Consider the following 21,811-nt stretch of genomic DNA (forward strand, 5'->3'; position numbering starts at 1 on the left):
GGGATCAACCGATCCTAGGCGGGATCTGTTCCGGAACCCGTGTCGCAGCGCCTCAGGAGAGCGAGATCTCCGTGAGCTCGAGCCGGAACGACCCGTCGGGCATGGTGGGCAGCTCGGTGATCCACAGCACCAGGGACTGCGTCTCGGTGGCCGGGTTCAGCGTGAAGACGGAGTCGGCACCGAACGGTCCGGACGCGAGCACCGCACCGGTGGTCGGGGCCGCCGCGTCGGTGGCGCGGATCTCGACGTTGCCGCCCGTGCTGTTGGAGTGCAGCGTCACCGTGGTGACCGTCGTCTTGGCGGTGAGCGTGATCGCGTAGCCGACGGCGGGCTTGAAGCCGGCGAAGTCGGCACGCTTGTACGTCTGGGTGTACCAGAACGTCGACGGGTCGCCGTCGAACGCCTTGGCGACGTCCTCCTGGTGCTCGCCGTCGCCGTCGGACGGGTCGATGGTGGTCGCCGACGCGATGACGGGAGGGCCGCCGGCCGGTGCGGCGGGTGCCGAGGGCGCGGCGGAGGCGTCGGACGGCGCGGCGGAGGCGGAGGGGGCCGCGGCGCTCTGCGACGCCGAGTGGTCCGGCGATCCCGTGCTGTCGACGGATGAGAACAGCGCCTTGAACGCGAGGACGACGCCGATGATCACGACGATCGCGACGATGATCAGCACCAGCGCCGTCGGGTCGAACCGGAGCCTGGTGGGTCGTCCGGCCTCCTCCGCGCCGATGACGTCGCCGAAGTCGAACGCGGACGTCGGCTGGGGCGGAGGTGGCATCGGCGCGGACGTGACCGGCGGGGGCGTCGCGGGGGGCACCGAGGGCGGGTTGCCGGACCCGGTGGTCTGCGCGACGGGGCGACGGATCACCGTGGGGAGCACCGGAGGCTCCGGCGCCGGGGGTGCGGGCAGCGGCGCCGCGGGCGGCACGGGCGGTGACGCGAGGGCGGCCGCCAGCGGGATGGTGGCCGCGACCGGGGGTTCGGGCGGAACCGAGGCAGGCGGGCCGGGCGGGCCCGGCGGTGGCGGGACAGGCATGCCCGTCGACGGAGTGACCGTGTCGGCGGCGGCCGCGGTGGCGCCGAGGGAGCCGGCGCGGGCGGGGGTGGCCGGCGGCGGCGTGCCGGGCCGGTTCGCACCGTGGGGGTCCTGCTGCTGGAACGCCGCCCGCACGGACTGCCGCTGTACGACGACGGGCGTCGGGTCCTGGGGGTCGTCATCGTCGGGGACGGGGACACCGCCGCCGGGCGCGGCGGCGCCGGTGGGCGGGAACTGCGCGGCCGCGACAGCTCCGCCCACGGGCGCGACGTCGCTGACGGACGCCCGGATCTCCCCCCACGGCTCGAGCTCGCGGACCAGCTCGCCGGGGCTGTGCGGACCGTCGTCGTTCGGGCCGAGCGTGACGACGCAGAGCGTGTCGAGGTCGTTGGGCACACCGGGGACCAGGTCCGCCGGGGCGACCGGAGAACCGTCGACGACGGGCGCCGGCGGCAGCGTCTCGCCGCCGGGCGTCTGCGGGGCGCGCGGATCGGCCGGCCACAGCCCGGTGAGGGCCGCGTAGAGGAGCCGGACGAGGCCGACGGCGTCGGCCCGGGTGGTCGAGCGGGCATCACCACCCGAGTCGCCGAGCAGTGCCGCGTCGAGCGCGAGACCGCCGAGCAGGACCCGGCCGTCGGGGCTGACGTGGAGCACGGACGGCCGCAGGGCGAGGTGGTGGACACCGCGACGTCGAGCGACCTCGAGCGCCGAGGCCGCCTCGCCGACGACCGCGCGGGCCTGGTCGGCGTTCAGTGGACCGTTGGCCACCAGCCGCGCGAGCGACGGGCCGACCAGCTGCTCGGACACGACGTAGCCGTAGCCCTCGTGCGTCCCGACGTCCAGCACGCGCACGAGACGGGAGTCCGTGACCAGGGCCGCCCGGCGCGCGGCGTCGAGGGCGGGAGCGACGGCTCCGTGCTCGAGGATGCGCACCCGGACGGGCCGGTCGAGGATCTGGTCGGTGGCCTGCCAGGCGCTGGCGCCCTCGAGGTCGGACTCCACAGGGGCGAGCACGCGATAGCGGCCCGCGAGCACCGTGCCTCGTCCGACGACCTCGCTCACCAGCACCTCCGTGTCGACCACCTGCCCTGCCACCGGCACGACACCCTGCATGCTAGACGTGCGGGATCAGCGGCGTCCTCCGCGGATGCGCCGGAGGACGGGCAGGAGCAGGCTGTCGAGCTCGTCCACCCGCAGCAGCCGCAGCCCGCCGACGTAGACCAGGCCCATCACGGTGCCGACGACGGCGCACTCGATCACCGACGCCACGAACCCGGTGGACAGGACGAGCCCGAGCAGCTCGAGGACGCCGAACCCCACGCCGGCGGTGACGAGGGCCACGAGGCTCGCCCGGGCCAGGACCCGCAGCACCCGCGTTCCGTCGATGCCCCCGAGCCGACGCCGGAGCCGCCACTGCGCGATCCACGCGCCGACGAGGTAGGAGACGGTCATGCCGGCGCCGGCGCCGGCGACCCAGTACGTCGGGTCCAGGACCGCCCGCGACAGGACGGCGCCGACGACCACGACGCCCGCCATCACCACCTGGATGGGGACCATGGAGCGGGCGTCCTCGTACGCGTAGTAGGCGCGTTGGAACATCGACCAGGCACCGAACGCGGGCAGCCCGATGATCATCGTCAGCACCACGGTCGCGACGGCGTCGGCGGACCCGGCGGACGCGGTCGCCAGCACGACCCGCGTGAGGGGGAGGGCCAGCACCGCGATGGCGACCGTCGCGAACACGGTGAACACGCCGACCACGCGCAGCCCCGAGGAGAGCGTCGACCGCACGCCGGCGACGTCCTTGTCGTGGGCCTGCCCGGACAGCCGGGTGAACAGGGCGGTCGCGAGGGAGACCGTGACCAGCGAATGGGGGAGCATGAAGATGAGGAACGCGACGTCGTACGCGGCGGGGCCGGCGACGGCGGTGGCGGAGGCGCCCTGCGCGACGGCGGCGGCCGGGGCGGCGGAGGCGACGCGGGAGACGACGAGGTAGCCCAGCTGCCCCACCGTCAGGCCCAGGAGCGTCCAGGTGGCGACGCCGCCGGCGGCGCTGAGGCCGGAACCGCGCAGCCCCCAGCGCGGCCGGTAGTGCACGCCGGCCCGGCGCAGCGCGGGGAACAGCACGGCCGCCTGCGCGACCACCCCGAGCGTCGCGGCGGCGGCCAGCAGCGTGGTCTGCCCGGTGGTCCACGACGAGGCGTCCACGACGCCCGAGCTCTTCCAGCCGCCGAAGAGCACGATGAACACGGCGAACCCGGCGATGGCGACGATGTTGTTGACCGCCGGCGCCCACATGTACGGACCGAACGACCCGCGCGCGTTGAGCACCTGCCCGAGCAGGGCGTAGGCGCCGTAGAAGAAGAGCTGCGGGATGCACCAGTACGCGAACGTCGTCGCCAGCTCGTTCTGCGCCGCGTTGCCGAAGTTCGAGTAGAGACCCACCAGCCACGGCGCGAGCAGCGTGAGGACCAGCGTCGCCGCGGCCAGCAGCACGAAACCGAGCGTGAGCAGGCGGTCGACGTACTCCTGGCCCGCCTTGCGCTTGTAGGCGCGCACGACCTGCGGCACGAGGATCGCGTTGAGCACGCCGCCCGCGAGCAGCATGTAGAGGACGTTGGGCAGCTTGTTGGCGACCGCGAACGCGTCGGCCGCCTGCCCCGTGGCGCCGATCGCGGTGGCCAGCACCATGCCGCGCAGCAGGCCGAGAACGCGCGAGGCGGCCGTGCCCGACGCCATCAGGGCCGCGCCGCGGCGGATCCCGTCGTCGCTCATCGGGGCTCCTGCTCGTCCTCGGGTGTACCGCCCAGCACGGGCAGCGACGTCGGCGCGCCGGACTCCGACTCGGTGCGGGCGCCGCGTCGGGCGCTCTGCCCGCGGCGTACCGTCCGGACGATCCCGAGCACCAGGCCGAGCGCGAGCAGGACGCCGACGACGATGGTGCCGATGCTCTCGATCGTGGGTGCGACCTGCGCGGTGAACCGCACGGTGGGCGACACCGACAGGCCGTCGGTCGCGGTCAGCCGGGCAGCGACGACGACGGAGCAGTTGGCGCGCGCGTGCAGGGGGATCCGGACGCTGACCTCGCTCTGCGCGTCGACGTCGACGGGGTCGAGCTCGCCGACCTCGAGGCACGGCTTGCGCGGGGTGACCTGCAGCAGGACGGTCGCGGGGACGGTCAGGGTGTTGCGCACGATGATCGGCAGCTCGCTGTCGGCGGCGACGACGCGCACGTCGCTGACCCGGGCGATCGACAGCCCCGTCGTGCGGGCGTCGACGTCCGCGACGGCCGTCGTCACCAGCGCGTCGCGGCCGGCGGGGTTGGTGCGCCAGGCGACCGCGAGCGGTGCGAGCACCTCGGTGTCCACGCCGTCCAGGAGGATCGCCGGCTCGCTGGTCACGCTGGCGAAGGCGACCGCGCGCCCGCGGGCGTCGGCCAGGGCGTCGACGCTCGTGGGCGCCAGCTCGGCGGCATCGACGGCGCTGGTCGGCAGGGTCGTGCGCGGCGGGTCGCTGGTGGCGCCGAGGAGCGTGGAGACCGGATCGAGCCGGACCCAGGGGGTGTTCGCCATCGCGGTGACCAGGGCACCCACGTTCGCCTGCTCGGGGACCCAGGCGCGGCCCGGCGCGATGAGCATGCGGGGCGGGTCGGACGACTGCTGGCTGATCACGGCCAGCTCCGCGAGGGTCCGCTGGACCGTGGTGGTCGGCGTCGCTCCCGGCTCGACCTTCTGCGGCGTGGCGAACAGCTGGGTCAGCGTCGCGTCCGGCCCGAGCGTCGCCACCGTGCCCACGGTCGTGTGCACCTCGCCGCGGGCGTCGGGCGCCTGCTTGGCGTCGACGTCCGTGCGGGGCGGCAGCACGAGCAGGTCGGCGCCCGCCTGCGAGGTCACCGCGGCGGTCGTCTGGTCGGGGAGATCGGCGCCCGGCGACCAGAGCAGGCCCGACGTCGTCGTGAGGCCCGGGACGCCCAGCTGCGCGGTCCGGTCGACGGCGAGCTGGACGAGGTCGGCGTGGCCCGCGTGCGCGGCCGCGGCGATGTCGGGGTCCGTCCAGGGCAAGGTGGCGACGTCGTGCGAACCCAGGGTCTCGGTGAGCGTCGTCGCCCAGGCGCGAGTGCGCAGGGTGCCCGCGGAGGCCGCGGCGACGAGGGAGGGGTCGACGGCCACGCCGATGTCCGGGTCGGTCGCGATCGCCGTCGACAGGTCGTGCAGCCGCCCACCGGGGGCCGTGAGCCGGTCGAGCTCCGCGATGGTCTGCTCGTCGGCACCCGTGACCTCGCCCTCCTGCGGGGGCGCCGGGGCGGACGGGGGGCCCACCGCAGGGACCAGGACGGACACGGGTGCCTGCGCGACGTCGTCGGTGGTGAGCCAGAGCAGGAACGTGCGCTGCAGCCCGACGCGGTCCGACCCGTCGAGGGCCTCGACGACCAGCCCACGGGGACCCCACGTGTCGGCGCCGTCGCGCAGCCGGATGTCCGACGCCGGGACGACGAGCTCCACGCCGACGCTGGCCCCCGGCAGCAACGGTGCGGCGACCGGCGTCGTGGCCACACGGGACGTGCGGCTCAGCCCGTCGGTCCCGGCGGACGCCCAGGCGTCCACCTCGGCGCGCGTGCCGATGCGGAACCGGCTGAGCCGCAGGGCGGCGGTGGGCGCGGTGATCTCGGTGTCGCCGTCGTTGCGCAGGACGGCCCGCACGTGCAGGTCCTCGCCGGGGCGAAGCACGCTCGGCGTGACCTCGGTGATCTGCACGGAGACGGGCAGGTCCGGGTCGGCCGGGGCCGCGGCGGCCGGCAGGGCGACGGCCGCGAGCGCACCCGCGACGGCCAGGGCCGCGCACAGCACCCGGCGTCGCAGCGAGCGGGCGCTCATGCCTCGCCGACGAGCACGAGGAGTGCTGCCTCGGCGAGCCGGCGTTCGTTCGGGTACGCGAGGATCCCGTGCAGCTCCGCGACCGGGACCCACGCGGCGTCCTCCGCCTCGCTGTCCGGGTCGCCCTCGACGGTGAGGTAGCCACCGGTGGCGCCGAGCAGGAAGTGGTGGACCACCTTGTGCACGCGGCGGTCGTCCCCGCTGAACCAGTAGTCGATGACACCGAGCCGGCGCAGGACCTGACCGGTGATGCCCGTCTCCTCCGCGATCTCCCGGACCGCGGCCTCCTCGGGCGTCTCGTCGCCCTCGAGGTGTCCCTTGGGCAGGCACCACTCGAGGCGGCCGGCCCGGTTGCGGCGGGCGATGACCGCGGCGTGGTCGACGCCCTCGCGGCGGCTGACGACGATGCCGCCGGCCGAGGTCTCGTCGACCACGGGCAGGGGCGCGGCCGGGACCCGGGCGATCGCGTGGCGCGGATCGATGCGCAGCGGATGACCGCCCGGTGGCGACGGCACGCCCCCGGGAACGGGTGGGTGCGCCGGGCTCGACATATCGACACTGTAACGACTTGGCACCCGGGGTCCCGTCCGCATCGCGGCAGACGTCTGGCAGGCTTGGACGAGTGCCGCCCCTCGATCAGTCCGACGACCCCGAGACGCCCGACCTGGGCGCCGCGCTCGCGGCCCTGCAGAAGCGTGCGCTCGGCGTGCTCGCGGCTCTGCCCGCCGACGCCCTCGAGCTGGGCTCGCTCTTCCGCGCGGCGGGCCACGAGCTCGCACTCGTCGGCGGCCCCGTGCGCGACGCCTTCCTCGGCCGGGTGTCGGCCGACCTCGACTTCACGACGTCGGCGTCGCCGGACCAGACCGAGGCGATCCTCGCGCGCTGGGGCGACGCGCACTGGGACATCGGCAAGGAGTTCGGCACCATCGGGGCCCGCAGGTTCGCCGGCCGCCGCTCCTCGCTGGCGCAGGACGTCGTCGTCGAGGTCACCACGTACCGGACCGACGAGTACGACCCCGCGAGCCGCAAGCCGCAGGTCGCGTTCGGCGACTCGCTCGAGGGCGACCTGTCTCGCCGCGACTTCACCGTCAACTCGATGGCCGTCCGCGTGCCGGAGCTGACGTTCGTCGACCCCTTCGACGGCCTGACGGACCTCGCCGCCGGGATCCTGCGCACGCCGGTGGACCCCCGGCAGTCGTTCGACGACGACCCGCTGCGGATGATGCGCGCCGCCCGGTTCGCGGCCCAGCTGGGGTTCGCGGTCGACCCAGCGGCGCGCGCGGCGATCGTCGACATGGCCGACCGCATCGCGATCGTGTCGGCCGAGCGGGTGCGCGACGAGCTGAGCAAGCTGCTGGTCTCGGCGCAGCCGCGCGCGGGCCTCGAGGTGCTGGTCGACACGGGGCTGGCCGAGCACGTGCTGCCCGAGCTGCCCGCGCTGCGCCTGGAGATCGACGAGCACCACCGGCACAAGGACGTGTACGAGCACTCGCTGATGGTCCTCGAGCGGGCGATCGCGCTGGAGACCGGTCCCGACGGCGCGGTTCCCGGGCCCGACCTGGTGCTGCGGCTGGCGGCGCTGCTGCACGACATCGGCAAGCCCCGCACCCGGCGGTTCGAGGAGGGCGGCGGCGTCAGCTTCCACCACCACGAGATGGTCGGCGCGAAGCTCGTCGCCAAGCGCCTGAAGGAGCTGCGCTTCGACAAGGCGACCGTGCAGGCCGTGGCGCGCCTGACCGAGCTGCACCTGCGGTTCCACGGGTACGGCGAGGGCGGGTGGACCGACTCGGCCGTCCGGCGCTACGTGACCGACGCGGGTCCGCTGCTGGAGCGGCTGCACCGGCTGACCCGGTCCGACTGCACCACGCGGAACCTGCGCAAGGCGGCCCGGCTGTCCGCGGCGTACGACGACCTCGAGGAGCGGATCGCGCGCCTGCAGGAGCAGGAGGAGCTCGACTCGGTCCGGCCCGACCTCGACGGCACGCAGATCATGGAGATCCTTGGGCTGGCGCCGGGGCGCGAGGTGGGCGAGGCCTACCGGTACCTGCTGGAGCTGCGGATGGAGCGCGGACCGCTGGGTCCGGACGTCGCGCGCGAGGAGCTGCTCAGCTGGTGGGCTGCGCGCGCCTGACCACGAGCAGGCACACGTCGTCCTCCTGGTGCTGCCCGACGAACGCCTCGACCAGCCGGTCCTTCACGGTGGTCGAGTCGGCACCGTCGGGCAGTGCCGACAGCGCCGCGGTGAGGGCGGCGATCCCCTCGCGCAGCCCGCGGTCCCGCCGCTCGACCAGCCCGTCGGTGTAGAGGACGAGGGTGGCGCCCGCGGGGACGTCGATCTTCGCCTCGGCGCCGCCGGGTCCGGCCAGCCCGATCGGCGTCGACAGCCCCTCGTCGAGCGCGAGCACCTCGCCGCCCGCCAGCCGGAGCAGGGGCGGCGGGTGGCCGGCGCGCGCGTAGGTGACGTGCGCTCCCGCGTCGGACGACTCCCAGCGCAGGTAGGCGCAGGTGGCGATGTCCGCGAGGTCGAGCCCGCGCACCAGCTCGTCGGCACGGGCCAGGACCTGGCCCGGTGAGGACCCTTCCCACGCATACGACCGCAGCAGCGAGCGCAGCTGGCCCATCGCGGCGGCGGCACGCAGGTCGTGGCCGACCACGTCTCCGACCGCCAGGCCGATCGCGCCGTCCGGCAGGGGGAGGACATCGAACCAGTCGCCACCGACCTCGGTCCGTCGCGTCGAGGGGACGTAGGCGGCGGCGACGTCGAGCCCGGCGATGTGCGGGATCTCGGGCAGCAGGCTGTGCTGGAGGGTCAGCGCGGCGTTGCGCTCGGCGAGGAACAGCCGGACGTTGTCCAGGGCCAAGCCCGCGCGGCGCCCGAGGTGGGCCGCCGTGACGGCCGCGTCCGGGCGGAACCCGTCGACGGCGACCAGGCAGAGCACCCCGATCACCCGGTCGCGGGCACGCAGGGGCACGATCATCGCGCTGCCGAGCCCGAGCCGGCGCAGGAGGTCGAGCTGGACGGACGTGGTGCGCCCCGGGAGGCCCGGCACGTCCACCTGGTACGGCGTCGCGACGAATCCCGGGCTGCTGGTCAGCGCCTCCGTGATCTTGGGTGCCCGCGTGAGCCAGCTGAGGTCCTCGTTGGCCAGGGCGCGGGCGGTCTCGCGGTCGTCGGGGTCGCCCGCGACGAGGTGGACCCGGGTGAACCGGCCGCGATCGTCGGTCACCGCGACGAACCCCCAGGTCGCCAGCGCGGGCACCGCCATGTCCCCGAGCGCGTCGACGGCGTCGTCGTACTCGAGGTGCCGGGCCATCTCGTCGCTGATCCGCGCGAGCAGGTCGAGCCGCGCCGTCGACTGCTCGACCGAGTCCACCTCCAGGTTGCGGACGCGCTCGGCGTCCACCCGGTCCGTGACGTCGGCCTGGATGCCGATGTGGTGCGTGACGGTCCCGGCCTCGTCGACCACGGGACTGATGACCACCTGGTTCCAGAACGGCGAGCCGTCACGCCGGTAGTTGCGGATCACCGACGCGCTCGCGTGGCCCTTGTCCAGGGCGGTCCGGATCCGGCCCACGACCAGCGGGTCGGTGTCGGCGCCCTGCAGGAACCGGCAGTTGCGTCCCAGGACCTCGTCGGCCGGGTAGCCGGTGAGGCGGGTGAACGCGGCGTTGACCCAGACGAGGGGGGCATCGCTCTGCCGCGCGTCCGAGATGGACAGTGCCAGGTCGCTGCTGAGGACCGCGTGCAGCGGGAGGTCGTCCATCACCCCGTCGTCGCTGCTCACGAGGCCAATCGTGCCTCGGCGACGTCCGCCGCCGGTACCCCCCGGGAGGCGGACCCGTAGAGGGCCGCGAACCCGGCGTACGCGAGCGCGAGGACGAAGAACAGCCCGCGGGAGTAGCCGGTGTCCGGCAGGGTCAGGGCGCCGAGCGCGGCGGCGCCGACGAAGGCTGCGTTGTAGAGGACGTCGTAGAGCGCGAACGCCCGGCCCCGGAACGCGTCGTCGGTGTCCCGCTGCACGATCGTGTCGACCGAGATCTTCGCGCCCTGCGCGGCCAGGCCCAGCGCGCCGGCGGCGACGAGCACGGCCGTCCGGCCGGCGGAGGCGACCAGCAGCAGCTGGCTGACCGCGGCCAGCAGGAGGCAGAGCACGATCCACACGTGCGGGCCCGTGCGCCGGGAGAACACCGGCGTGAGCACGACGGCCAGCACGAACCCCGCCGCCGACGCCCCCAGGACCAGGCCGAACGTACGCAGCCCCGCGCTCGCGTCCGCGGGGTCGGACAGCAGGTTGCGGGCGATGAGGATGCTGGCGATGAACGTGACGCCGTACAGGAACCGGTGCGCGGCCATGATCCCGAGAGCCCGCGCGGGGGTCCGCCGCGCGATCAGGTGCTTGGCCCCGGCGACCAGGCCGTGGGCGAGCAGGCCGAGCTCGGCGCGCATCTGACGGGCGTCGGCGCGCTCGTCGGGACCCAGCCGGTCCTTGCCCAGCCGCGTGGCCAGGCCGGCCGCGACCGCCATGACGGCCGCCGCGACGAACAGCGCGGCCGCGTCCTTGCCCCGCCCGGCCGGCAGCACCAGGCCCAGCACGAACCCGACGAGCCCGCCGACGCCCGCGGCCACCGCCCCGAGCGTCGGGGTCAGGGAGTTGGCCGTGAGCAGCAGCGGGCCGTCGACCGTCCGCGGCAGCGAGGCGCTCAGCGCCGACAGCAGGAACCGGTTGATCGACAGGTTCACCAGCGCGAGGACGTACACGGCCGGACCGACGCCGTCGGTCACCATGATCACGGCGATGAGCAGCGTGATCGCGACGCGGACCAGGTTGCCGACGAACAGCACCTGCCGGCGGCGCCACCGGTCGAGCAGCACCCCGGCCCACGGCCCGACGATGGTGAACGGCAGCAGGAGCACCGCGAACGCCGTCGCGACCCCCACCGCCGTGCTCGCGTTCTCCGGCGAGAAGAAGAACAGCGTGGCCAGCCCGACCTGGAACATGCCGTCGGCCGTCTGGCTCGTGAGCCGGACGGCGAAGAGCTTGCGGAAGTCCCGGAGCGGCCAGAGGGCCCTGAGGTCGGCGATCACCTGCACCGGGTCATCCTCCCACCCGGTCCTCCGGGCGCTGACGACACGAGCTCACGGGACTCACTGCACCCACAACCTCCTGGCGCCCACGCTCGTTGTCTTGGTAGGACGGCGTGAGGAGGCGCGATGAGCGGGCACTGGGAGCCGATGCTCGAGCAGGTCGTCGCCGAGCGCTACGCCCGACTGGTCGCCCGCGCGATGCTGCTGGTCCGGTCGCGCGCCGATGCCGAGGACCTGGTGCAGGACGCCCTCGTGTCGACGTTCGGCGGGCGGGCGCGGTTCCGCTCCGTCGAGCAGGCCGAGCAGTACGTCCGGCGCGCGATCGTGTCCCGGTTCATCGACCGCACCCGGCACGACGCCGTGGAGCACGCCGCGATCGAGCGGGCCTCGGCGCTCGTGGACCCCGTGGCGGGGGACGCGCCGGCGCGCGGGCTGCCCGACGAGCTCCGCGCCGCCCTGGCCCGGCTCAGTCCCCGCCAGCGCGCCTGCGTCGTCCTGCGGCACGTCGACGACCTGTCCGTCCGCGAGACCGCGACCCTGCTCGGCCTGAGCGAGGGCGCCGTGAAGCGCTACGTGGCCGACGGCGTCGGCACCCTGAACGCCCTGCTCGGTACGACGAGCACGACCAGCGACGGCGAGCCCGTCCGCCTGGTCCCCACCCCGGAGGTGCGCCATGACGCGTGACCTGAGCGACCTGATGGCCGACGCCCTCGACGCGCAGGAGCGTGAGATCGCCGGGATCACCCCCGCGTCCGCGGCCCTCGCCCGGACCGTCCGCCGCGTCCGGCACCGCAGGATCGTCCGGCACTCCGCCGAGTCGTCCGTCGCCGTGGCGGCCGTCGCCGGCATCGTCACCGCAGGCTGGCTGGGCACGCGCGGCACGCAGAACCCGCCGCCGCCCGCGCAGACGCCGTCGCCCACGGTCGTGACACCGTCACCGACCCCCACGCCGACCCCTGCCCCGTCGCCGATCACCGCCCCCGGCATGCCGTCGGCGCTGCCCCTGCCGACGGGTCTGCTCGGCACGCCGACCCCGGGCTGGGTGCTCACCACCTACCGCCCGGCGTCCTCCGCCGACGGTGCGGTCGCGGGGCAGTACGTGCTGCTCGTGTCCCCGTCGGGCGAGCGCTACCTGGTGGCGGACCTGTCGACGGCCGCTGCCGTGCAGCTGGTCTCGTGGCAGTCCGGCGCGACGACCGCGCGGGTGCTGACCGACGGCGCCCCTGCCACCCTCGACCTGGCGACCGGCACGCTCACCCCGGACCCGCGCCGGCTCCCGGCCGGAGCCACCTTCGTGACGGCCGCGGCCGGCGGGGCCGAGGTCTGGATCACCCCGGTCGACGGACCCGCCGCGCCCGACACCTACGTGCTCCCCACCGAGGGGGACGTCCGGTCGATCGCTTCGCTCGGGTCGTCGGCCGCGCGCCCGAGCGTGAGCCCCGACGGCCGGCTGGTCGCCACCGACACGGCGTCGGCCGACGAGGTGGTCGTCGTCGACGTGGTCGACGGCACCCGGACCGCGATCCCGTACGGGCAGCCGAACGCGCAGTGCAGCACCGTGGCCTGGATCGACGCGACCGGCCTGCTGGCCCAGTGCTTCGACTTCACGGGCGGCGGCGGCCCGCTCGAGTGGAACCCGCGTCTGGTGCGCGCCGGGCTGGACGGCACCGTGACGACCGTGCGGCAGCAGGTCGAGGGCGACCCGTTCACGTCGGCCGGTGCCGGGACGTTCGTGAGCGACGGCGTCGTGGCGTTCGCCGGGGTCCCGCTCACGCCCGGGCTCGCGACGGCGAACGCGTGCCCCGAGGGCGTGTACCTGACGGACGGGACGCCCGTGCAGCTCGCCACGGGCACCGTCGGGCTCGCCGCAGCCGACGGGTCCGTCTACGTGGCGGAGACGCCGGGCTGCGAGGCGACGAGCCTGCCGACGGAGCTCACGCTGCACGGCGCCGCAGGCACCCCGGTGGTGCTGGGACCGGTGCCGCCCGGCGAGGGATGGGCCGTGGGCCTGTCGTCGTGGGTGGTCGCCGCGCGATGATCCACCCCAACCACCCCCGACGGCCCGGCTCGTTCACAGCGCGCACGTCGGCGAGCAGCGGGTCGCGCCTCCGGTCCAGCCGCGGGCGCGCAGGGCGGACGCCACCTGACCGGCCGTCGCGCACGGCTCCACCGCCACGTGCCGCCACCGGTAGCGGAGCGTGACCTCGGACCGCTCGATGACGACGGAGTTGTCCCGCCAGGTGTCGTCGTCCGTCCGCCCGGTCGGGTGCGCGAGCCGGCCGTCCAGCTCGACCCGGACACCGAGCCCCTCGTACACCCGGTCGGCCCGGATCCACCGCCCGCCCACCCGGTCGCGAACCTGCGCACGAGCTCGCGGCAGCCCGTGGCGCCGTTCGACGTCTCGGGCGTACCGGTGCTCGAGCGGGGACTCGATGCCCGGCTCGGCCTCGCCGAGGAGCTCGAGCAGCAGCGCCCGTCCGTGAAACGACGTCGTGCACGAACGCTGCCGACCGGTGGGACAGTGCGGAACCCTCGCCGGCGTAGAGCAGCGCACCGCGTGCCTTCTGGTGCCAGGTGATCGTCGCCGAGTGCAGCACGACCACACCTCGGAACAGGTGCTGCCACTCGCCCGTGGCGACCCGCCGGGCGATCAGGGCGCGGTGGACCCCCCACGCCTGGAGCTGCGCGGTGGTCGCGACCGCGTCCTGATGCGCGATCACCTCCCGCGCACGACTACCAAGCTGCGCCGGCAGACGGCCGCCGATCGACCCCCCGCCGCGCACGCCCGCCACCCAAGCAGCCTGCAGCACGTGTCGGGCCACCTGTGCACCCCATCCACAGCCCGCCTAGCTGAAGACTTTGTCGCACCCAGCGCGACAAAGTCTTCATCTAGTGGTGCCGGGCACGACGAAGGCGCGCACCCCCGAGGGGACGCGCGCCTTCGTCGTCAGGTCAGCGGGTGGTTCGAGCTCAGCGCTCGTTCTCCCCGCGGATGAAGGACTCCAGCTGGGCGCGGCCCAGGGTGTCCTCCATCTGGACCGGCGGGGACTTCATGAAGTACGTCGACGCCGACAGGATGGGGCCGCCGATGCCGCGGTCCTTGGCGATCTTCGCGGCGCGCAGGGCGTCGATGATGATGCCGGCCGAGTTGGGCGAGTCCCAGACCTCGAGCTTGTACTCGAGGTTCAGGGGGACCTCACCGAAGGCGCGACCCTCGAGGCGGACGTACGCCCACTTGCGGTCGTCGAGCCAGGCGACGTAGTCCGACGGGCCGATGTGGACGTTGCGGTCCTCCTTCTTGCCGCCCAGGGGGCCGGTCAGGTTGGAGGTCACGGCCTGCGTCTTGGAGAGCTTCTTGGACTCCAGGCGCTCGCGCTCGAGCATGTTCTTGAAGTCCATGTTGCCGCCGACGTTCAGCTGGTACGTGCGGTCCAGCACGACGCCGCGGTCCTCGAAGAGCTTCGCGAGAACGCGGTGCGTGATGGTGGCGCCGACCTGCGACTTGATGTCGTCGCCGACGATCGGGACACCGGCGGCCTCGAACTTCGCGGCCCACACCGGGTCGGACGCGATGAAGACGGGCAGGGCGTTGACGAACGCGACACCGGCGTCGATCGCGCACTGGGCGTAGTACTTCGCGGCGATCTCGGACCCGACGGGCAGGTAGCAGATCAGGACGTCGGCCTGGACCTCGCGCAGGGCGGCGACGATGTCGACCGGCTCCGCGTCCGACTCGGTGATCGTCTCGCGGTAGTACTTGCCGAGACCGTCGTTGGTCACGCCGCGCTGCACGGTCACGCCGAGCGGCGGGACGTCGGCGATCTTGATGGTGTTGTTCTCGGAGGCGACGATGGCCTCGGAGAGGTCGAAGCCGACCTTCTTCGCGTCCACGTCGAACGCGGCGACGAACTCGATGTCGCGCACGTGGTAGTCGCCGAACTGCACGTGCATGAGACCCGGCACGGTGCTGTTGGCGTCTGCGTCGGCGTAGTAGTGCACGCCCTGGACAAGCGACGCGGCGCAGTTGCCGACGCCGACGATGGCGACGCGGATGGAGGTCATCCTCGCTCCTTCTCGGTGGTTCGCGCGGGGGCGACGTCGTCGTCCCCAGCGGGTGTGTCAGCAACGGCCGGACGACCGGTGCCTGCAGGACGGGTGCGACGGAGGCCGCGCTCGTTGTCGATCAGCCCGTCGAGCCAGCGGACCTCACGCTCGACCTGTTCGAGGCCGTGCCGCTGGAGCTCGAGGGTGTACTCGTCCATGCGCTCGCGGGTGCGGGCGAAGGACAGGCGGACCGTCTCGAGCCGTTCGGTCAGGCGCGTGCGCCGACCCTCGAGGATCCGAAGACGGGTCTCGGCGTCGGTCTGCCCGAAGAAGGCGAACCGGACGTCGAAGTTCTCGTCCTCCCAGGTGGCCGGCCCGGACGACGCGAGCACCTCCTGGAGGTGCTCCTTGCCGTCGGCGGTCAGCTGGTAGACGATGCGGGCGCGCTTGGACGCCACGGTGTGCGGCGCGACGATCGACTCCGTGCCCTGGATCCACCCACGGTCGACCAGCGACTTCAGGCAGGGGTACAGCGAGCCGTACGACAGCGCGCGGAACGACCCCAGCACGAGGTTGAGCCGCTTGCGCAGCTCGTAGCCGTGCATCGGGGACTCGTGCAGCAGCCCGAGGATGGCCGGCTCGAGCACGTCGGAACGACCGCGCACGGGGGCACCTCCTCAGGATGTTGGTGGAGTCGATGTATCAACTCGATACATCCGGAGAGTATGTCGAGAACGACGGACCGAGCAAGTCCGACCCGCCGCCGGTGACCGCGGTCACGTTCCCGGGCCCTGTCTGAGGTGGGCGTTCGCGGGCGCCGTGCCGATCGTGTGAAGGACCGCCGAAACCGGCCGTGGGTCCCCTGACCAGCACAGAGCGGTCCCCCATACTGGCTCAGCGGCTGACGCCTGCCCGGAAACGGGCGGGCTCGCCCATCCCCAGTCGTCGGACGGAAGGCAGCGCGTTGGCAGGCACGAATCGGAGGGCTCCCGCCCGGGGCAAGCGCAGTGCGCCCCGCGGCTCGACGTCCTCGTCGCGCAGCAGCGCCCCCAAGCGTCGCCTCGTCGACTACCCGCGCACGGGCTTCCACGGCCTGCACCGCTGGTTGCCGTCGTGGCGCGTCGTCATCGGCACCTTCATCGTCATCGGGTTCCTCGGCGTCGGTGCCGTCGTCGCGGCGTACGCGTCGACGACGATCCCCGACCCCGCCGACGACACGCGCGCGCAGACCTCCACCGTCTACTACGCCAACACCGACGGCAGCCAGGGCCCCGTGATGGGCACGTTCTCCGCGCAGAAGCGTCAGATCGTCGAGTACTCCTCGCTCCCCGAGTACGTCGGCCAGTCGGTCGCCGCGGCGGAGGACAAGACGTTCTTCACCAACAACAGCGGCATCTCGGTCACGGGCATGGGCCGCGCGTTCCTCAACAACATCCGCGGCGGCAAGACGCAGGGCGGGTCCACGCTCACGCAGCAGTACGTGGAGCGGTACTACGTCGACAAGACGACGACGGACTACGTCGGCAAGTTCAAGGAGGCGCTGCTGGCGGTCAAGATCGCCAAGTCGCAGTCGAAGCCCGAGATCATGGGCGCCTACCTGAACACCATCTACTTCGGCCGTGACTCGTACGGCATCCAGGCCGCCGCGCAGGCGTACTTCGGTGTCGATGCCGCCGCGCTGACCCGCGAGCAGGCCGCGCTCCTGGCCGGCATCATCCCGTCGCCCAACAACTGGGACCCGGCGAAGAGCCCGGCCAAGGCCGAGGCCCGCTGGAACATCGTCCTCGACTCCATGGAGAGCCAGGGCTGGCTGTCGGCCACCGACCGCGCGGCCATGGTGTTCCCGGCGACGGTCGAGTACAAGCGCTCGAACACGATGAAGGGCCCGGACGGCTTCCTCCTCGAGATGGTCCGCGACGAGCTGGGCAGCGGCCCCATGGGCCTGTCCGACGACGAGATCAACCGGGGCGGCTTCGCCATCCAGACGACGATCCAGAAGCCCATCCAGGACTCGGCGGTCGCCGCGGCGAACGGCTTCCTCGACGGGACCCTGCCCGACCAGGACGGCGAGAAGCCGGCGAGCGACCGCCTGCGCGTCTCGATCTCGTCGGTCGATCCCAAGGACGGCGCGATCGTCGCGCTGTACGGCGGGCGCGACTACCTCGCCGACCAGCGCAACGCGGCCACGTACGACACCGTGCAGGCGGGCTCGACGTTCAAGCCCTTCACGCTGCTCGCGGCGCTCGGTGACGGCGTCCCGCTGACCACGCGGTTCAGCGGCCGCGACGACCAGAAGCTGGCCGGCTGGGACTCGCCGTCGAAGATGGTCGGCAACTTCGGCAACGAGTCGTTCGGCAAGATCGACCTCGTCGAGGCGACCGCGCAGTCCGTCAACACGGTCTACGCCCAGCTCAACCTCCAGATCGGTCCCGAGAAGACGGCCGCGGCGGCGAAGGCGGCCGGCGTCGTGACGCCGGTCGAGTCGAACCCCGCCAACGTGCTGGGCACCACCTCGGTCCACCCGCTCGAGATGGCCACGGCCTACGCGACGATCGCCTCCGGGGGCACCCGCCACGACGCGTTCATCGTCCGGTCCGTGAAGAACCCCGACGGCTCGGTCGCGTACCAGCACCCGGACACGTCGGCGACGGCATTCGCGCCCGACGTCGTCGCCGATGCGACGTACGCGATGACCCAGGTGGTCCAGAAGGGTTCCGGCAAGGACTGGATCCAGCCCCTCGACCGACCGATCGCGGGCAAGACCGGTACGTCGCAGGAGAACAAGTCGGCGTGGTTCGTCGGCTTCACGCCGAGCATCGTCACCGAGGTGTCGCTGAGCCAGACCGGCGAGGACGGCAAGGCGCAGGACACCATCACCGCGTGGGGCCACAAGAAGAACGGCAGGTCTGTCGACTTCGTGACCGGTGCGACCTGGCCGGCGTTCCTGTGGCAGTCGTACATGTCCGCCGTGTTCGCCCAGGCGCCGTACTCGACGGTCCAGGACTTCCCGGAGCGTGCGAACGTCGGCCCCAAGCCGACGACGTCGGCGACGCCCGCGCCCACGCAGACCGAGACGGCCGCGCCTGAGCCGACGCAGGAGGCGCCGACCCAGATCGCCGTCCCGAGCGGGCTCGAGGGCAAGCTCGAGGCCGACGCGACCGCCGCGGTCATGAACGCGGGGCTCTCGCCGTCCGTCGCGTCCGAGTCCTCGGACACCGTGACGTCCGGCCGGGTCATCCGCGTCGACCCCGGCGGCGGCACCGTCGTCGCGGCCGGCAGCGGGGTGACGCTCGTCATCTCGACCGGCCCGAAGGCACCGGCGACACCGACGCCGACGCCGACCCCCTAGCTTCCGGGCTCCCGGTCGTCCACAGCCGATTTCGGCCGTGGCCTCCGGCCGGGTAGCCTTGGAGATTGCTGTGCCCGGAGAGGCCGTCGTCATGGACGGAGCTCGCGGCTCAGCGACGCACACACCCTCCTGCCACGGATCGACCGTGGCCGCTGAGACCAGAGGAGGTGGGTATGAGCCTGCGTCAGTACGAACTCATGATCATCCTTGACCCCGAGATCGAGGAGCGCACCGTTGCTCCGTCGCTCGACAAGTACCTGACGGTCGTCAAGACCGACGGTGGCACTGTCGACAAGGTCGACATCTGGGGTCGTCGTCGGCTTGCCTACGACATCCAGAAGAAGTCCGAGGGCATCTACGCCGTCATCGACTTCCACGCGACGCCCGCGACCGCCAAGGAGCTCGACCGCCAGCTCGGCCTCAACGAGGTCGTCCTGCGGACCAAGGTCCTTCGCGCCGACGCCTGATCTCGTGTGGGTGGCTGCACGTAGCGTGCGGCTCCACATCAACCGACTGATCGAACGAACGAGGAGCTGGGCATGAGCGGTGAGACCGTCATCACGGTGATCGGGAACCTGACCGGGGATCCCGAGCTGCGCTTCACCCCCACGGGGGCTGCGGTCGCGAACTTCACCGTCGCGTCCACCCCCCGTACGTTCGACCGCCAGAGCAACGAGTGGAAGGACGGCGACACGCTGTTCCTCCGCTGCTCGATCTGGCGGGAGGCGGCCGAGTCGGTCGCCGAGTCGCTCACCAAGGGCACCCGCGTCATCGTGACCGGTCGGCTCGTGCAGCGCTCCTACGAGACCCGCGAGGGCGAGAAGCGCACCGTGTACGAGCTCCAGGTCGACGAGGTCGGCCCGTCCCTGCGCTACGCCACGGCCAAGGTCACCCGGACCCAGCGTTCGGGTGGCGGCGGCGGTGGCTTCGGCGGCGGGGGCGGCGGCGGCTTCAGCAACGGTGGCGGCGGCGGCGGATTCGGTGGCTCCGGCGGCGGCAGCAGCCAGCAGGACGACCCGTGGGCGACGCCCGCAGGTGGTTCCGGTGGCGGCTACTCCGACGAGCCCCCGTTCTGATCGGCGCCTGACACTCAGACATTCCCCATCCCTGGGCACGGCAACGCCCAGGGCTCCAGCAGACAAGGAGCACCACGATGGCCAAGGCCGTGGTCCGAAAGCCGAAGAAGAAGCAGAACCCGCTCAAGGCGGCGAAGATCGACGTCGTCGACTACAAGGACACTGCGCTGCTGCGCAAGTTCATCTCCGACCGCGGGAAGATCCGCGCTCGCCGGGTGACCGGTGTGTCCGTCCAGGAGCAGCGCGCGATCGCGCGTGCCGTCAAGAACGCCCGCGAGATGGCACTCCTGCCGTACTCGTCGTCGGCGCGCTGAGAAAGGAGACCATCATGGCGAAGATCATCCTGACCCACGAGGTCACCGGCCTCGGTGCCCCCGGCGACGTGGTCGAGGTGAAGGACGGGTACGCCCGGAACTTCCTCGTCCCGCGCAACCTTGCGACGGCCTGGACCAAGGGCGCCGAGAAGGACATCACCGCGATCCGCAAGGCCCGCAAGGCCCGCGAGATCGCGACGCTCGACGACGCCAAGGCGATCCGCGACTCGCTGCAGAGCAAGCCGGTCGTCGTGTCGGCCAAGGCCGGCGAGTCGGGCCGTCTGTTCGGTGCCGTCACGACTGCCGAGATCGCTGACGCGGTCAAGAAGTCGGGCGCGCCGCAGATCGACAAGCGGAAGGTCGAGATCGGTCAGCCGATCAAGGCCCTCGGCGAGTACCAGGTGTCGGTCCGTCTGCACGCAGACGTGTCCGCGACGGTGACCGTCAAGGTCGTCGCAGCCTGAGCTGAGCTGCACGGAAGCGCCCCGTTCCCCTCGTGGGAGCGGGGCGCTTCTATGCCCCCGTGACCATCCAGGCGGTGCCGCGGGCGCGCCAGCCCGTGGTCGCCGCGCGGGCCAGCATGAAGACGCCGGCGAACGCCGCCCACAGCCACGCCAGCCCCGCCGCGCCCGGCGGGGCCGCGGCGCGGACGGCCAGTGCGAACGGCACGTAGACCACCAGCGTGGCCATGCCGGCCCAGGCGAGGAACCGGCCGTCGCTGGCGCCGATGAGGACGCCGTCGAGCACGAACACCCACCCGGCCATCGGCATGGTCACCGCGGCGACGACGAGCGCGGCGACGGCGGCCCGGCGCACGTCGTCGTCGGCGGTGAAGAGCGGCACGTAGGCCCACGAGAGCCCGCCGATGACGAGCCCGAGCGCGGCGCCGGCCCCGACGCCCCACTGCAGGGTCCGGCGCAGGACCGCACGGACGCGCGGCACGTCGGCGGAGCCGAGGCCGTGCCCGACCAGGGCCTGCGCGGCGATGGCCAGGGCGTCGAGCGCGAACGCGGCGAGCCCCCAGACGGCGGCGACCACCTGGTGCCCCGCCAGCTCGACGGCGCCGAGGCCGGTGGCCACCCAGACCGTGAGCAGGATCGCGAGGCGCAGGGACAGGGTGCGCACGAACAGCGGGGTGCCCGCACGCGCGTTGGCCCAGATGCCCCCGGCCGCCGGTCGCAGGTGCGCGCCCACGCCACGGGCGCCGCGGACCACGACGAGGGTGAGCGCGACGGCCATGGCGATCTGGGTCAGCGCGGTGCCCAGCCCGGAGCCGGCGATGCCCATGCCCGCGCCGTAGACGAGCACGATGTTGAGCACCGCGTTGACGACGGCGCCGACCGACGCGACGACCAGCGGTGTGCGGGTGTCGAGCATCCCGCGCAGCGCGCCCGTCGACGCGAGGACCAGCAGCATCCCGGGCAGGCCCGGCGACGACCAGCGCAGGTAGATGACGGCCTGCTCGGCCACCTCGCCGGTTGCACCGAGGGCTCCCACCAGCCACGGCGCGCTGAGCCACGTCGCGGCGGCGAGGACGACTCCGAGGCCGAGCGCGAGCCACATGCCGTCGACGCCGACCTGCAGCGCACCGGTCCGGTCGCCGGCGCCGAGGCGTCGCGCGACGGCCGCGGTGGTGGCGTAGGCGAGGAAGACGCAGAGGCCGACGACCGTCACCAGGACCGTCGAGGCGAGCGCCAGACCGGCCAGCGGGGCGGTGCCCAGGTGGCCGACGACGGCGGAGTCGACCAGGACGAAGAGGGGCTCGGCGACCAGGGCGCCGAGCGCCGGGAGGGCGAGCGCGAGTATCTGCCGGTCCAAGCCCGGGGATCGGTGTCCGACAGATGAAATCTCGGCCAACCCTTCTCGCGTCCACAGCACGTGCACAGCGTTTGCGCGGGTGAGGCGCAGATCCGTGCCCAGATTCGTCTGGTCGTCCACACCACTGTCCACGGCCTGTGGATAAATTCGGTCCCGATCCACAGGCTCCCTCACAGTAGGCGAGCGGTCCTCCACAGTTCTCGGCAGGTGTCCTCACAGA

18 protein-coding genes are annotated in these 21,811 nt (G+C 73.1%); 8 read left to right on the forward strand and 10 right to left on the reverse strand.

Features of this window, described 5'->3' with window-relative positions; genetic code table 11:
- Positions 1–52 precede the first annotated feature (52 nt).
- Genes AC1DWH_RS11640 through AC1DWH_RS11655 form a run of 4 tightly spaced genes read right to left on the reverse strand, consistent with a single transcriptional unit; the run spans position 53 to position 6,455 of the window.
- Positions 53–2,125, reverse strand: a complete 2,073-nt coding sequence (locus tag AC1DWH_RS11640; protein ID WP_477093806.1) for a protein kinase family protein — start codon at positions 2,123–2,125, stop codon at positions 53–55.
- 33 nt (positions 2,126–2,158) lie between these two features.
- On the reverse strand, positions 2,159–3,805 hold the full coding sequence (gene murJ, locus AC1DWH_RS11645) for a murein biosynthesis integral membrane protein MurJ (protein WP_456845199.1): 1,647 nt from the start codon (positions 3,803–3,805) through the stop codon (positions 2,159–2,161).
- On the reverse strand, positions 3,802–5,904 hold the full coding sequence (locus tag AC1DWH_RS11650) for a DUF6049 family protein (protein ID WP_477093807.1): 2,103 nt from the start codon (positions 5,902–5,904) through the stop codon (positions 3,802–3,804). The genes murJ and AC1DWH_RS11650 overlap by 4 nt, the downstream gene beginning before the upstream one ends.
- Positions 5,901–6,455 (reverse strand): NUDIX hydrolase, encoded by a 555-nt coding sequence (locus AC1DWH_RS11655; protein WP_456845197.1) that lies wholly within the window; start codon positions 6,453–6,455, stop codon positions 5,901–5,903. Before AC1DWH_RS11655 ends, AC1DWH_RS11650 begins: the two co-directional genes overlap by 4 nt.
- 71 nt (positions 6,456–6,526) lie before the next feature.
- Between AC1DWH_RS11655 and AC1DWH_RS11660 the strand changes: the two genes are divergently transcribed.
- The gene (locus AC1DWH_RS11660; protein ID WP_477093808.1) at positions 6,527–8,035 is read left to right on the forward strand and encodes a CCA tRNA nucleotidyltransferase; all 1,509 of its coding nucleotides are present in this window, start codon (positions 6,527–6,529) and stop codon (positions 8,033–8,035) included.
- On the opposite strand, the gene AC1DWH_RS11665 is transcribed toward AC1DWH_RS11660, so the two are convergent.
- A complete protein-coding gene (locus AC1DWH_RS11665) occupies positions 8,010–9,689 on the reverse strand; it encodes a PP2C family protein-serine/threonine phosphatase (protein ID WP_456845195.1) in 1,680 nt (559 codons plus the stop codon). The genes AC1DWH_RS11660 and AC1DWH_RS11665 overlap by 26 nt on opposite strands.
- Positions 9,686–10,996: an MFS transporter gene (locus tag AC1DWH_RS11670; protein WP_477093809.1), complete on the reverse strand. Its 1,311-nt coding sequence runs from the start codon at positions 10,994–10,996 to the stop codon at positions 9,686–9,688. Before AC1DWH_RS11670 ends, AC1DWH_RS11665 begins: the two co-directional genes overlap by 4 nt.
- Positions 10,997–11,116: 120 nt before the next feature.
- On the opposite strand from AC1DWH_RS11670, the gene AC1DWH_RS11675 reads away from it, so the two are divergent.
- Both AC1DWH_RS11675 and AC1DWH_RS11680 read left to right on the forward strand, forming a co-directional pair.
- A complete protein-coding gene (locus tag AC1DWH_RS11675) occupies positions 11,117–11,674 on the forward strand; it encodes a sigma-70 family RNA polymerase sigma factor (RefSeq protein ID WP_456845193.1) in 558 nt (185 codons plus the stop codon).
- A complete protein-coding gene (locus AC1DWH_RS11680; RefSeq protein WP_477093810.1) occupies positions 11,664–13,028 on the forward strand; it encodes a TolB-like translocation protein in 1,365 nt (454 codons plus the stop codon). Before AC1DWH_RS11675 ends, AC1DWH_RS11680 begins: the two co-directional genes overlap by 11 nt.
- A gap of 33 nt (positions 13,029–13,061) precedes the next feature.
- Here the strand turns inward: AC1DWH_RS11680 and AC1DWH_RS11685 are convergent, their stop codons facing one another.
- From AC1DWH_RS11685 to AC1DWH_RS11695, 3 genes are all read right to left on the reverse strand, one after another.
- Positions 13,062–13,337, reverse strand: a complete 276-nt coding sequence (locus AC1DWH_RS11685) for a hypothetical protein (protein WP_477093811.1) — start codon at positions 13,335–13,337, stop codon at positions 13,062–13,064.
- A 623-nt stretch (positions 13,338–13,960) separates the two neighbouring features.
- Positions 13,961–15,052: an inositol-3-phosphate synthase gene (locus AC1DWH_RS11690; protein ID WP_456846273.1), complete on the reverse strand. Its 1,092-nt coding sequence runs from the start codon at positions 15,050–15,052 to the stop codon at positions 13,961–13,963.
- Entirely contained in the window at positions 15,049–15,699 is a 651-nt protein-coding gene (locus AC1DWH_RS11695; protein WP_456846272.1) for a PadR family transcriptional regulator, read from the reverse strand. The genes AC1DWH_RS11690 and AC1DWH_RS11695 overlap by 4 nt, the downstream gene beginning before the upstream one ends.
- A 299-nt stretch (positions 15,700–15,998) precedes the next feature.
- On the opposite strand from AC1DWH_RS11695, the gene AC1DWH_RS11700 reads away from it, so the two are divergent.
- From AC1DWH_RS11700 to rplI, 5 genes are all read left to right on the forward strand, one after another.
- Positions 15,999–18,383, forward strand: a complete 2,385-nt coding sequence (locus tag AC1DWH_RS11700; protein WP_477093812.1) for a transglycosylase domain-containing protein — start codon at positions 15,999–16,001, stop codon at positions 18,381–18,383.
- Positions 18,384–18,556: 173 nt separating this feature from the next.
- On the forward strand, positions 18,557–18,850 hold the full coding sequence (rpsF, locus tag AC1DWH_RS11705; protein WP_034611334.1) for a 30S ribosomal protein S6: 294 nt from the start codon (positions 18,557–18,559) through the stop codon (positions 18,848–18,850).
- A gap of 72 nt (positions 18,851–18,922) precedes the next feature.
- On the forward strand, positions 18,923–19,459 hold the full coding sequence (locus AC1DWH_RS11710) for a single-stranded DNA-binding protein (protein ID WP_477093813.1): 537 nt from the start codon (positions 18,923–18,925) through the stop codon (positions 19,457–19,459).
- Between the two features lie 77 nt (positions 19,460–19,536).
- Positions 19,537–19,773 carry a 30S ribosomal protein S18 gene (gene rpsR, locus AC1DWH_RS11715; RefSeq protein ID WP_028051084.1) on the forward strand — a complete coding sequence of 79 codons (237 nt, stop codon included), beginning with the start codon at positions 19,537–19,539 and terminating at the stop codon, positions 19,771–19,773.
- Between the two features lie 14 nt (positions 19,774–19,787).
- Positions 19,788–20,237 (forward strand): 50S ribosomal protein L9, encoded by a 450-nt coding sequence (gene rplI / locus AC1DWH_RS11720; RefSeq protein ID WP_456846269.1) that lies wholly within the window; start codon positions 19,788–19,790, stop codon positions 20,235–20,237.
- Positions 20,238–20,286: 49 nt separating this feature from the next.
- On the opposite strand, the gene AC1DWH_RS11725 is transcribed toward rplI, so the two are convergent.
- On the reverse strand, positions 20,287–21,648 hold the full coding sequence (locus AC1DWH_RS11725; RefSeq protein WP_477093967.1) for an MATE family efflux transporter: 1,362 nt from the start codon (positions 21,646–21,648) through the stop codon (positions 20,287–20,289).
- Positions 21,649–21,811 lie beyond the last annotated feature (163 nt).

It is taken from the genome of Cellulomonas sp. P2_F12, from assembly GCF_056403775.1.

Excerpts from the sequence above, each read along its gene's own strand:
- murJ (WP_456845199.1), bottom strand. The coding sequence starts at position 3,805 with ATGAGCGACGACGGGATCCGCCGCGGCGCGGCCCTGATGGCGTCGGGC.
- AC1DWH_RS11650 (WP_477093807.1), bottom strand. The coding sequence starts at position 5,904 with ATGAGCGCCCGCTCGCTGCGACGCCGGGTGCTGTGCGCGGCCCTGGCC.
- AC1DWH_RS11655 (WP_456845197.1), bottom strand. The coding sequence starts at position 6,455 with ATGTCGAGCCCGGCGCACCCACCCGTTCCCGGGGGCGTGCCGTCGCCA.
- AC1DWH_RS11675 (WP_456845193.1), top strand. The coding sequence starts at position 11,117 with ATGAGCGGGCACTGGGAGCCGATGCTCGAGCAGGTCGTCGCCGAGCGC.
- AC1DWH_RS11680 (WP_477093810.1), top strand. The coding sequence starts at position 11,664 with ATGACGCGTGACCTGAGCGACCTGATGGCCGACGCCCTCGACGCGCAG.
- AC1DWH_RS11690 (WP_456846273.1), bottom strand. The coding sequence starts at position 15,052 with ATGACCTCCATCCGCGTCGCCATCGTCGGCGTCGGCAACTGCGCCGCG.
- rpsF (WP_034611334.1), top strand. The coding sequence starts at position 18,557 with ATGAGCCTGCGTCAGTACGAACTCATGATCATCCTTGACCCCGAGATC.
- AC1DWH_RS11710 (WP_477093813.1), top strand. The coding sequence starts at position 18,923 with ATGAGCGGTGAGACCGTCATCACGGTGATCGGGAACCTGACCGGGGAT.
- rpsR (WP_028051084.1), top strand. The coding sequence starts at position 19,537 with ATGGCCAAGGCCGTGGTCCGAAAGCCGAAGAAGAAGCAGAACCCGCTC.
- rplI (WP_456846269.1), top strand. The coding sequence starts at position 19,788 with ATGGCGAAGATCATCCTGACCCACGAGGTCACCGGCCTCGGTGCCCCC.